General features: G+C 42.8%; 10 protein-coding genes. 3 read left to right on the forward strand and 7 right to left on the reverse strand.

The window, feature by feature from the left end:
- Positions 1-414 precede the first annotated feature (414 nt).
- From F6J99_RS32250 to F6J99_RS32260, 3 genes are all read right to left on the reverse strand, one after another.
- The gene (locus F6J99_RS32250; protein WP_293119126.1) at positions 415-1620 is read right to left on the reverse strand and encodes a Coenzyme F420 hydrogenase/dehydrogenase, beta subunit C-terminal domain; all 1206 of its coding nucleotides are present in this window, start codon (positions 1618-1620) and stop codon (positions 415-417) included.
- Positions 1621-2038: 418 nt separating this feature from the next.
- Positions 2039-2899 carry a Uma2 family endonuclease gene (locus tag F6J99_RS32255; protein ID WP_293119128.1) on the reverse strand — a complete coding sequence of 287 codons (861 nt, stop codon included), beginning with the start codon at positions 2897-2899 and terminating at the stop codon, positions 2039-2041.
- A 763-nt stretch (positions 2900-3662) separates the two neighbouring features.
- Positions 3663-4622, reverse strand: a complete 960-nt coding sequence (locus tag F6J99_RS32260; RefSeq protein ID WP_293119130.1) for a DUF362 domain-containing protein — start codon at positions 4620-4622, stop codon at positions 3663-3665.
- 854 nt (positions 4623-5476) lie between these two features.
- On the opposite strand from F6J99_RS32260, the gene F6J99_RS32265 reads away from it, so the two are divergent.
- Complete coding sequence (locus F6J99_RS32265) at positions 5477-5827, forward strand: NfeD family protein (RefSeq protein ID WP_149031195.1); 351 nt, start codon at positions 5477-5479, stop codon at positions 5825-5827.
- 485 nt (positions 5828-6312) lie between these two features.
- Here the strand turns inward: F6J99_RS32265 and F6J99_RS32270 are convergent, their stop codons facing one another.
- Both F6J99_RS32270 and F6J99_RS32275 read right to left on the reverse strand, forming a co-directional pair.
- On the reverse strand, positions 6313-7005 hold the full coding sequence (locus F6J99_RS32270) for a DUF6391 domain-containing protein (RefSeq protein ID WP_070394908.1): 693 nt from the start codon (positions 7003-7005) through the stop codon (positions 6313-6315).
- 156 nt (positions 7006-7161) lie between these two features.
- A complete protein-coding gene (locus tag F6J99_RS32275; RefSeq protein WP_293119134.1) occupies positions 7162-9390 on the reverse strand; it encodes a pentapeptide repeat-containing protein in 2229 nt (742 codons plus the stop codon).
- Between the two features lie 219 nt (positions 9391-9609).
- Here F6J99_RS32275 and F6J99_RS32280 point away from each other — a divergent pair, with 219 nt between their 5' ends.
- Together F6J99_RS32280 and ispG are read left to right on the forward strand one after the other, a co-directional pair.
- Entirely contained in the window at positions 9610-9813 is a 204-nt protein-coding gene (locus F6J99_RS32280) for a hypothetical protein (RefSeq protein WP_070396893.1), read from the forward strand.
- A gap of 101 nt (positions 9814-9914) precedes the next feature.
- The gene (gene ispG, locus F6J99_RS32285; protein WP_293119136.1) at positions 9915-11132 is read left to right on the forward strand and encodes a (E)-4-hydroxy-3-methylbut-2-enyl-diphosphate synthase; all 1218 of its coding nucleotides are present in this window, start codon (positions 9915-9917) and stop codon (positions 11130-11132) included.
- A 176-nt stretch (positions 11133-11308) separates the two neighbouring features.
- Here the strand turns inward: ispG and F6J99_RS32290 are convergent, their stop codons facing one another.
- A complete protein-coding gene (locus F6J99_RS32290) occupies positions 11309-12106 on the reverse strand; it encodes a Uma2 family endonuclease (RefSeq protein WP_293119138.1) in 798 nt (265 codons plus the stop codon).
- Positions 12107-12159: 53 nt separating this feature from the next.
- The gene (locus F6J99_RS32295; protein WP_293119140.1) at positions 12160-12312 is read right to left on the reverse strand and encodes a hypothetical protein; all 153 of its coding nucleotides are present in this window, start codon (positions 12310-12312) and stop codon (positions 12160-12162) included.
- Between the last annotated feature and the right edge of the window lie 85 nt (positions 12313-12397).

Here is a 12397-nt window from a genome sequence, read left to right on the forward strand (position 1 = left end):
CGGTTGCTCTTCCGATCTCCCTCAGGTCGCGACTATAGAAATGCACAGACGTAGCATGCTATGTCTGTACAAGCTTCTTCGGGCTGAATTAAAAAGGGGGTATTTAACTCGGATTTGGTATAAGTGATGATACTGACCAATCTAATGGTCTACATTTATACAGTTCCCTGATCTCCTGTCCAATGAACAGTAATTGCTGACTTTTCCTAAGCATTTAGCCGTCAGCTTGGTCATTGATCATTAGTGATTGAGTTGGTGGTGCTATTGTTTTTATTTCAGCTCAAGCCTTTGCGATCGCTAGCTGATCAGCATCACCATTACCCATTACCCATTACCTATAATTTCTCTCGACAGTAGCTGAGTTGGAAGGAACGCGATCGCGTACCCTACCGAACCCCACCAATCCCTCAGTTTTTAGTCTGGCAACTTGTACTGTTCTACAATCCGCTTGGCATACTCTGGCACATGTGCCTCTAACTTTTCTGGATGATTGCGCTTTAAATATAAATAGTTGCGGGTGAAGTGGGAGTCAATAGAAAAACGAGCATACTCCAATCCTTTCGGACCTATTTTTTCAATCACCACTCCCATCATTTTTGCTGCCCACATCGGTAAGGTAACTCCCTTGTCATAGGCAGGAATACTCTGTTGCACTGCCTGTTTGCGATCGCCTTTTGACATGACTGGTTGAGTTTCCAACTGGTCTTGCACCAAATCCAACAATTCTTGCCCAATGTCATTACGAACCAGAATCCACTGCCAACCAAAGGGAGCTCCCATGTAACCTACCACTAAATCCGCTAGGGAGTTTACATAGTCAAAACAACTCATGCAAGAGGAGGCAAACACATCTTTGAGTTGATTAGTCTTTAAGCCAAAGAACGGTACTTTCTCAATCGAGCCATCCTCATGTTTAAAGTGAATCCGGAAATCCTGCATAAACTCGTAATGTACCACTGTTTCTGGTGAACGGCTGGTGGTTTCTAGAAATTTTTGCAACCCCTCACGGTTGACATTATCGACACAGGGCGTACCTAAAACATAGAGTTTTTCTAAACCGAGTTCGTTTTGCACTGATCGCAATGCTTGGATTTGGCAGCCAACACCAATTACTAATAATCGCTTCATCCCTGATTGTTCCACTTGCTCTAACACAGAGAGGTTAGGAGACAAGGTAGGCTTATTCACCCGTGCTGCTAACACCTCCTCTGGGGTACGAGCAATGATCGGCATCGGCTGAAAACGGTCTTCTTTAGTGTTTTGGACACAGACTACACCTTCAACTTTACCCTGCTTGAGCATTTCTATGGCAATGGTACTGACAATTCCTGTCCACTGCGCCCCTTCTATGGGGTTAATCTTCTTAGCCGTGATCATCTTCTGGTTAACACCAAAGTACCAATCATCTGGATGATCTAGATTGCGGCTACGTCCATGGGCTTTTGTTTCCAAGTCAGCTATTTGCTGGTTTAAGAATGCACAAGCTTCCTTGACATAATGGATATAGTATGTATCACAAAGTCCACACTCGCTACACAGTTCCTTGGCAGGGCGTCGGCTACTTGGTTTTAAGGCTCTCGCTTTTTTATGTTTGGCAGGTTGAGGTGTCACTGAAGTCATTTTCTTAACTAATGGTCTATTGTCTCACGATGCTGAGCATTCAGAAGTCAGCTAATGCGCTACTTGAGATGCTACTTGAGGTGATATCAGCTATCAGCCGTCAGCGTTAATTTGGATCTTGCTGATCGATTCCAACACAATAGACAGGAGTGTAAATGCGTTCCCGTCGCGGCTCAATGCTTAGCATCGCATATCTCGATTGCCAACACTGATCGGATTTTCTCTTAATTTTCTTTTATTTTGTACATTTGTACTAAATTAAGGTTTGCGAACGCGCCCCGCGTGGCCTACGGCCAATCGCACAAAGGGGAGATAATTGGACCCTCAGGTCAATCAAAGTACCACCGTAGGGGCGCAGGGGGTGCGCCCACCCACCAAGGGAAAAGAAAACCAGAAAAACCCTCCTTTTAGTTACCAATTAGTTACCAAATTCTGCCACCTGAGATTGAGACAGACCGGTTAGATTGGCCACCTGCTCCAGCGTCATCCCTTGCCCTAACAAGTTCTGCGCCACCTGCTGCAACTGAGACTCCGCTTGTTCAGCCCTTTGTTGTTCTTGATCAGCTCTTTGCCGTTCTTGATCAGCTCTTTGCCGTTCTTGTTCAGCTCTTTGTTGTTGTTGATCGGCTCTTTGTCGTTCTTGCTCGGCTTTTTCCTCAGAAGTGGGCAGTAACTCCCCATCCAAATTTGCCCAGCGTAACCAAGTTGCTTCGATGCGGTTATAATAACCATGCCAACGCACCAAGCTCAAACCTAATGCTTCAGATACCAGTTGGTTGTGCTGATTAGGTTCTATCGGTTGGTAAACTCTATTTTGGAGATGAAATCCAGCCCAATCATCTGGATTGAAAGGATCAAACCAGAAATACTCTGGCACACGCATCTGATTTTGATAAATCTGCTTTTTCTCGTTTTTGTCACGCTCAACAGTGCTTGCCGACAAAAGTTCGATAATCACGTCAGGAGCCTTTTCCTCCTCCCAAATCACCCAGCTTCGACGCTCTCCCTTGGGTACATCTAGAGCAACAAAGAAATCTGGTCCTTTATAGTCCTTATTTTTGAGTTGGGCAACGCTGTAGTAAACAAACATATTGCCACCGACATAGCCATCTGACCTATTGTCTAGCCAAGGCGATAGGGTATAAATGAGCAGATCCATTTGGGCTTTGTGCCGTGCGGTTTCCATTGGTATATCATCGTCACAGGGAAGGTCGGCCTGAGTGGGTGGCGCTGCCACTGCCATTGACTCTATAGTTTTAGAGAGTGCAAGCTCTGACATGGCTGTCCAAAGGTGTTAGTTTACCAAGTTTTGACACTTCTATGTTAATGGGTACTGCTTCAAAGCAAATGGGATCATATGGAGCTCGAAAGTACTAATGTATTCACAATTAAAGGTGAGGTAGCCAGAGTCCTCACCAATTTAGATAAACGAGAGATAGTCATTATTGTAACCAAAGGGGGAATCCCCCACTGGATCTTCCCAAGTCGCCATAACGTCCGAGGGTGACTGCTGATGGTTGATAGCTGAGTGCTCAAAGTATACATGGCTGCGTTCGCTAGCCAACGCCCTTCGGGCTAATCGCAACTTCCTCAAACCTAGAGGCATCAGCCTGTTTGACTTTTTCAATGTCACCTTCGGTCTCTTAAAAGTAACGAATAACTCTATCACTGTTTGCTGGACTTGACCAATAGTGGAGTTATAGAGTAATTAATTATACAAAGTTGGACTATGCCTTCTGGTATTCACCAATGCCCAGCTTATTAATTAGTGATTAGTGATTAGTGCTTTGTGGCCAGTAACAAGTTTTCTGGTATTCACCAATGACCACCTTAGTGATTAGTGATTAGTAATTAATAATTAGTGATGAGTGCTTTGTGGTCAGTAACAAGTTTTCTGGTATTCACCAATGACTGATTACTAATCAATAAAAAACCGCCGCTAGCAATAGGGCGGGATGGTTAAGCAATCGGAGGGTAACTCTAGGTTACTTGATTAGTCTAGGATTCTGTTGTAGCAAATTTTACCAAATACCCCTAACTGTCTAGCTTTTACCATAAGCATTAATTGGTTCTTTGATAAGCCGGATATATAAATGCTTAAACGTAGACTTAATTACTCGAGGCATACCAAAATCAATCGGTTTCATAGTATCAGGTAGTTTCCAATCCCTCACTTGGATTTCTAGAGGTCCTTGGTAAGGAAAGTCAATCTCTGCTAAGTCTGGCAACAACCCCAGGCGTTTTTGAGCTGCCAGGGTAGGAACCAGAGCTGGTTCAACATTTAGAATTTCCACTATTGAGCGGTCGAGAGCAAAGACATCCTCCGATGCTCCTAAGATCCCTAAATGTCTGGGTTCACCACCAATCGGACCATTCCCTTCCTGACCAATAATGCCATCAATGATAGTCAACTGCGGATTAATCGCCCGTGCTGTTTCCACCAGCATTTCCCCAAAGCGAGTCTCATCCTTACCTGCTTCCATATGCCACCAGGCTTTCATTTTTCCGGGAACACAGCCGAATAAATTCTTTACCCCCATGGTCAGGGTCAACTGCATGTGGGATTTTACCTTCGGTAGGTTAATCACCACATCGGCATTCATGGCCTCTTTAGACAAACGCAGATGATTAAAGGTTTCGCTAGCAGTTTCATAACCCTTGCCGTGGAATTCGACAATAGGGATATCAAGTTCTGCCATCATTGGCAGATAGCCGTTTGCCTTAGCCACACCCCTAGCACTCCCAAAGGCTGGGCTATCTCCGAAAAAGGGTTTACCCCCAGCTTCTTTGACTAGTTGAGCGACGCAGTAAACAATTTCAGGGCGAGTGATACATTCTTTACCAGGACGACCAGCAGTAAGTAAATTAGGTTTAAGCAGAACCGAATTACCTTTCTTAACAAAAGCACTCATCCCTCCCAAAGGTTCTAGCAGCCTTTCCAAGGAAGCTCGTAAGAGTTGTCTATTATAGGAATCAGCATGAATTAAACTAACAGTTTGCATAATTTAATAGTTTTGATGTCAGGGGAAAATGATCAATTGTGTATTGTTATACCAATTTACTATCAAAGATGTAAACTTATAGTAGACTTGGGGATGAGAAATTTTTCAGCTTGTTTCCCGCCGCCAACAGATAAGTTACATTTTTAAATAAAATCTGGTATTCTTCCAGGAGGAAGTTGCCTATCGTAGAAATTGTCTGTTGTAGTATGAAAAGCTTTTACTCTAGGGTGGCAGATTCCTAGCTACACACGTAGAATAAGAATACATAGTGCATCTACTTATTCTTCAATGTATCTACAACTTGTCAGTTGCGTCTGCGGTCTTGTATCTAGGTTGAGCCTTAAATAATCACTCTAGGTCATGTTTAGGTTGAAAGCGTTATTCAATCGTTTCAGGGTGTATCAGTGAACGCATTTGTCCTATTCCAGGGTTTTAGGGACAGTACCTTAATACAGTAGTGCACTTACCAAACTTTTAAAGGATGTGGATTTTAACAAAATGTTTATAATTCTCTAACTTCCCTAATCCTGAAGTGTTTACTCTCCTGAGGAAGAATGGTTAATTTTGTCATTCGTTGAATGCCGGGAAGTGTATCTAATCTGTAATCAATAAACGTTTCCGTTGCCGAATTTAAGGCTAATTTTCAGGAAGATCGGAATTTTCTGTTGAAGCTAAAAATACCTATATCAATGGAGAATACTGATGCTCTCTTGACTGAAACCCTATCTTAGGCACGGGTTAATGGCCATTTCAGGCACAAAAATTTCACATTCAGCCGACGTTGCCAGATTTTCCCTGGTTAAAACGTTTTGTACCAAGCAGGCTGAAGAAAATAACATAATCAGTCAAACGAGGTGAACACACAAATGATTAAAGTACAGGCTCCTGATTCCATCCTATTTCCACAACCAGGCGTTGGCAAAGTAGAACGTACCATTACCCCGACCAAGCCTGGGCGAGTCAAATTTAAAGCCACATACTGGCCCGCCCGCTTATGTGATCATGATTCCCAAGTTACCCTTATGCCTGATGACCAAGTGACCGTGGTGGGCCGACACGGGATTACGTTGTTGGTGGTTCCTGCAGGCTATATTTCCCCTGGCAATTCACCAGATGGTGAACCGGAAGTTGAAGAACCTAGTCAATCCCAGAGCTTGGGATGGACTCAGAAACTGAGCTCAGTCTTTTCAAAACTGGGTCGCTAGAGTTTAACTAGCCGTAAGCTTATGGGCTACCTCAAGCGCGTCGTTCGCACAGCGTGGCCAAACGCGCCCCGCGTGGCCTTTTGGCCAAGGCCAAAGCCTGTGCCACCTCACAGGCTAGAAGCCTGTGCCACCGCTCCGCGAACAGCTATCAGCAGTCAGCTGACGCCCTACTGGAAAAGCTTCCCTTTGCCTAACCAGTTAATGTTCTCGCAGCCAGGATAAATAAACAAAGTTCAGACGTTATATGTAAGATATATAACGTCTGAATTTGGGATTTTTTTTCGTGGTCAAGCTTGCATCTAAAGCTTGGATCTTATGTTATTTCCGGATAATTACCATGAATCAAAATCTCCCCATCTCCCCATCTCCCCATCTCCCCATCTCCCCATCTCACCATCTGCATGCTTAGTCCTACTTTTAAGAATTGGTATAAGTCGGTCGGTTCTCTTGCACTGATCTAACTAAGCACAAATAACAATTCAAGCTTAGTCAATCCATCGCATCTGGACAAAATGGGCTGGACGTCCCCAGATATCAGATGTTTCCCTAATGTCTACAATCGCCAGGTTAAAAGGAATGGCAGTAGTTAAGTACCGTTGTGCTAAGTTACCCAAATCAGGTGTTAGTTGAGTAGCAGCTACCGCTGCAAAGCCAAGACCCAAGAGTTGTTCAATCGGTCCTCGCGGCAGTAACAGATGAACTGCCAACCCCAGTCCAGCACCTAAAAACACTGCTACTGAGAGATTCGTGCCGCACCGGGGGTGGATAGCCATATCCCATTCTCCCCGAGTCAGTCGCTCTAGGGCAGTGGGTACTGCTCGTCTCAAGTCAGCCAAATTTACCTGACCATAGAGATAAAATCCTTGGTCAGTTGATAGTCCTCCTATAGAATTATTATCTGATGGAGGAGTGATACGGCTTGCACCAGCACCACTAGCACCATAGCGCTGACTTAGAACCCAGACAGTAGCGTGTTCTAGAGCATGAACCTGACGCACCATGAGCATCTCTTTTAACCCTGGAACGAAATTCAGCTGCCTCAGCAAATCCGTATCCTGGGTCGGTTGAGGGGCTGTAAAATCAAAGTCCCAAAAGTTACTGGTGTTTAGCGATGCAGCGCGGTCTTGGGGGTTTCCCCCATAAGCGACTGCATCAAGAACGGAAGCAGAATTACTCATGGCAGCACAAACGCAAAAGCAGGTTCATTAATATCAGACAGTTTCACTGTAGCATTGTGTCCGACTGAATACTTTTCATTTCTAAACATTCAGCTGAATGCTTAGAAAACTTAATCATTCTTAGTGGTTCGTCAATTAAGAATTAACCATTAACAATTAACCATTAACAATAAATATAGCTCCTCGCTGTTCTAGCTCAGGTTTAATTTGATCGGGCAAAACTGCGTTGTACCAAAATTTAGCACCTTGGACATTGGCTTTATGAAGATTACTACCAAATAAGTTAGTACCCATCATATTTGTCTGACTCAAGTCAGCATTAGTCAGATCGACGTGACGCAGTTGAGCATAACTGAGTTCACTACCACTGAGGTCTCCATAACTCAACTGAGCATGACTTAATTGAGCATAGCTAAGGTTAGTCTTCCTTAAGCTGGCATAATTCAGAGAAGCACCACGCAGGTGAGCCTGAGTGAGGTTAGCACCATCTAAGTTTACGTGATTGAGATTGCTATGGTTTAGCTTGGCTTGACAGAGGTTGGCTTGACACAGGTTAGCCTTGTTTAGGTTAGCTTGCTTCAAGTTGGCACCCCTGAAGTTGGCATGATTGAGCTTAGTATGACGTAAGTCAGCCCTATTAAGGTTAGCACCACTAAGGTTGACCCTACTAAGTTTGGCATTTTGCAGACTAGCATCACTGAGGTTAGCATCGTTCAAATCAGCATTTTGTAAGTCAGCATGAAGCAAATTACTCTCCTTCAAACTTGCATTTATTAAATTTGCTTGCTGTAAATTAGTACGACGTAAATCAGCACCGCTTAGGTTGGTACTACTCAAATCAGCACTATTCATGTCAGCTGTGATTAACTTGACTCCACTAAGATTAGCACCACTTAAGTTAGCGCCACTGAGTTTGGCAAGGCTTAAGTCAGCCTGACTTAAATTGGCACCACTAAGATTAGCACCACGCAGGTCAGCAGCCCTTAATTTCGTATTACGTAAATCGGCACCACTAAGATTAGTACCACGCAGGTCAGTCCCTTTTAATTGGGGAAATACTCGATAGCTCTCCGAAGAAATAACCCTGGGATTATCTGGCTGATTTTCTGCGATTTTAATGAGATTATATTGAATATTTTGAGTGTAAATTGCTATCACAATATTGAAAATTTCTAAAAACTTTATAAACCACTTACACTCTTGCTCTGGAGAGTTTTCGTAATAGCGAATTATTTTAGCAATACAAACGTCTAGATGAGCTTTTACGTACTTACAAATTAAAACAATTTTGAGTAAAATACTAACAAGAGTGAGCGGTTCTTCTTGAGTTGTTAATAAAATAAATAGAGGAGATGGTTCCTGGCTATCTTCAGTCGTAAAAAGCTCAACTAATCTTCTGCAGGTGCGCAGAATTAAGTCGAGGGTTATAGTAGATTGGTTATAGTCAATGTAGAGTTGATCGATTTTTTGAGAAATTTTGGTATTTACGATGGCTAAGGATTTATGATTATGTACGTAAATTAATAAATATTTTTTCAGACTTTGTTTAAAGTCTCTATAATTTAGATTTTTAATTTGCTTGACAAAAATACGGGCTTGGTAATTGTAATTAGACCATAGCTGTTTAGATTCAATTTTTTTAATAATATCAATAACTTCGTTTCCTATATTTGTCGGATTATAAGTGTCTTCAGGTTTTAAGACAGGGGAATTATAGTGAACTGTATACCTAGCTAAATCAAATGTAAATTTTTCTGTTAATTGATTGGCTATATCTATAGCAATTTTTCGCTGTTCTATGGGATTTTTATGATCAAGATATTGAGGAACTAATAAATAAGACGCATAGCGAGAACTCCAATAACCTCTTTTGGCATTTGAATTGATTTCATTAAAAAGCTTTAGTTGATTATATTCATCACTCTTACTAAAAATAACTAGCCAATTGATCTGACGGTTAACTAGTTTAGAAAAGCTATTATTGGTTTTAGTTTTACTATTGTCAATACTCTTGATTAATTTGGTTATATAATTTAAGTTTCGTTGAGAATACCAATTATTGATTACTATATAGCATGAGCGTTTAAATGTATTAGCAAATACTTGATAATCGTTGTGTAAAATTATTTCTAATAATGCCTTATTTACCTCTAGGTTTGCCGTCATTTCACAAGAGATGAACAATTGCTTAAAGTCCAGAAAAACGGTTTCTGGATAATTTTCCTTTACCCCCTTCAAAAAAAACTCATAGATAACTTCTTGATAACGCTGAATGCTTTCCTGTTTCGGGAGTTCAGGTTCAGTAATATCCTCCTTATTAATATCATCCTGCTTGGGGGTATGATTGGGGTGATTATTGTTGTTCGTTGAGATGCTCTCTACCATAGAGACAAATTCCTTTATTATATATATTATATAGAAAGTTTAATTTGAACAGCAAGTTGAGACAAACAAGGGACTCCTGAAAAACGTAACGGTGCGCGTTCACGCTTAGCTTTGAAAAAGCGCGGGGTCGCACCGCAAATTGAGAGCAATGACTTTAGCCAATGAGGAATGTAATTTGCCCGGGTGGTCATTAGTAGCTATAACCATAAGGAGAGTACTGTGGAAGTTAATGTAAATTGTGCCCAAGACTGCATCAACGGTTGTATCTTAGGTGACAAATGCCCCAATAAACAATACCTGGCTGAGGCATCCCAGTTCATTAACGATACTTCATTGGACAAAATGTTGGAGTTGGCAGAGGAAGCACGGCTCAAGAAACTATCTCAACCTCCCAAGTGGGTGATTCCCGACTTTCCTGAGTAGAAAACTCTCACCCGTAAGCCAAAAGCGCCTGATTCTATGGGAACCTAAGAGAATAAATACAAAAACCTACTATTCTCGCTACGCCAAGCAATTAACAGGTTATGCAAACTTTAAGCACACCTCAAAGGGCTGCTACACTACCAGCTTTCGATACTACTATCCACCGCCGTCAAACCCGCCCTGTCAGAGTGGCTAATGTCACTATTGGCGGGGGATACCCGGTGGTGGTGCAATCGATGATTAATGAAGATACTTTAGATATCGATGGTTCCGTTGCTGCTATTCGCCGCTTGCACGAGATTGGTTGCGAGATTGTCCGTGTCACTGTACCGAGTATGGCACATGCTAAGGCTCTAGCCCAAATCAAAGAGAAACTAGCAGCGACCTATCAACCGGTGCCTCTAGTAGCTGATGTCCATCACAATGGCATGAAAATTGCTCTGGAAGTTGCCAAGCATGTGGATAAGGTGCGAATTAATCCAGGATTGTATGTCTTTGAAAAGCCCAAAGCCAATCGCAGTGAATACACTGAAGCTGAATTTGAGGAAATTGGGGAAAAAATTCGGGAAACCCTAGAACCCCTAGTCATTTCCCTCCGTGACCAAGGGAAAGCTATGCGCATCGGAGTCAATCACGGTTCCCTAGCAGAACGGATGCTGTTTACCTATGGTGATACCCCAGAAGGGATGGTGGAATCTGCTCTGGAATTTATTCGTATCTGTGAATCCCTAGATTTCCGCAATTTGGTGATCTCCCTGAAGGCTTCACGGGTACCTGTGATGCTAGCCGCCTATCGCTTAATGGTACGGCGGATGAATCAGTTGGGGATGGATTACCCTTTGCATTTAGGTGTTACTGAAGCCGGGGATGGGGAATATGGACGGATTAAGTCTACGGCTGGTATTGCTACTCTGCTAGCTGAGGGAATTGGTGATACGATTCGTGTCTCCCTTACGGAAGCCCCAGAAAAAGAGATTCCTGTTTGCTACAGTATTCTGCAAGCTCTGGGATTGCGGAAAACTATGGTGGAGTATGTGGCTTGTCCGTCCTGTGGTCGTACTTTATTTAATTTAGAGGAGGTGCTGCATAAGGTTCGGGAAGCTACTAAACATCTCGCTGGCTTAGATATTGCTGTGATGGGGTGTATTGTTAATGGTCCTGGGGAAATGGCTGATGCTGACTATGGTTATGTAGGTAAGCAAGCTGGCTATATTTCTCTGTATCGCGGTAAGGAGGAAATTAAAAGGGTACCTGAAGATCAAGGAGTAGAGGAATTGATTAATTTAATTAAAGCTGATGGTCGCTGGGTTGATCCTTGATAATTGTTGAATAGAAACTATAAAAAACTATACTTATCACTTGCTAAAAACAGACGAGCAAGGACTTAAAATTTATGGGCGCAAGCCTTGCGCCCTTACAATTTATTTCTGTTACACTCATGGCCACAAGTCCTATAAATTGACAATTAGCAATTAACCTAGAGCAATGACGAGAATCATGCATCTGAGTCATCACCTAACTCTTTGAGTCTAGCTAGCAATTCCTCTACCCGCTTTTCTGCTAGTTCTCTTTGTTGCCGTTCAGCTTGAGCTTGTTGCCGTTCAGCTTGAGCTTGTTGTTGAGCAGCTTGAGCTTGTTGTTGAGCAGTTTGAGCTTGTTGTTGAGCAGCTTGAGCTCTCTCGTCTGGTGTTGGTACCAATTGCTGATCTCCACTGAAAAACCGTAGCTGGGAATTATGCACACCTAAAAATAATTCCAACTGCTGACTCCACAGCCACCCCTGAGTATTAGGGTCGAGGGGTTGATACTGGCCTCCCATCAGGCGAAATCCCTGGAAATCGAGGGTATCGGGGTGAAACCAGAAATATTCTGGTGTTCTGAAAGTATCTTGGTAGAGGATTTTCTTTAATCCCTTGTCAACTTTAGCTGTACTGTTAGAGAGCAGTTCAATTATCACATTGGGATATTTTCCTTGTTCTGCCCATAATACCCAACTTTTGCGGGGTCGATTTTCCGTACCGAGAACCACAAAAAAGTCGGGTCCTCTAAAGTCTCTGGTGGTAATATGCTCAGGACTGAAATAGATAGTGAGATTCCCTGTAGCATAGAAGTCGCTTCGTTCTCGCCACCACCACTTGAGGCAAGCGAGTAACAGCTCAATTTGATCTCGATGGCGATCGCTTTCCAAGGGTGGTTCATCACTCCATAAATCACATGGTGGAATGATAATACTTTCTGACTCAGCCATTACATTGACTTCCGCAGTGGCTTCTGAATTCTTGGCAAGGGTCATAGCACTCACAGGAAAAATCGCTACCTCTAGTTTGACAGCTTTAATGGAAATGGTTAACTTACAGCGGTTTGCAATTCAATTAGGTACTTTCGTTCTGGGTTTTTAGGGAGCAGGGAGCAGGGAGCAGGGAGCAGGGAAGTCGGAAGTGGGAAAACAATCCTGTGTACCTGATAGTTATGCAAACCGCCGTAACCGTTGACTGTCAACCGTCAACTGTCAACAAATCGGCGCTCTTGGGTAAAAGCTGGATAAAAAGCTCAATACTTTCTAAAAGCTGGATAAATAACTAGA

The sequence above is a fragment of the Moorena sp. SIO4G3 genome, from assembly GCF_010692305.1.
Taxonomy (GTDB): domain Bacteria; phylum Cyanobacteriota; class Cyanobacteriia; order Cyanobacteriales; family Coleofasciculaceae; genus Moorena; species Moorena producens_A.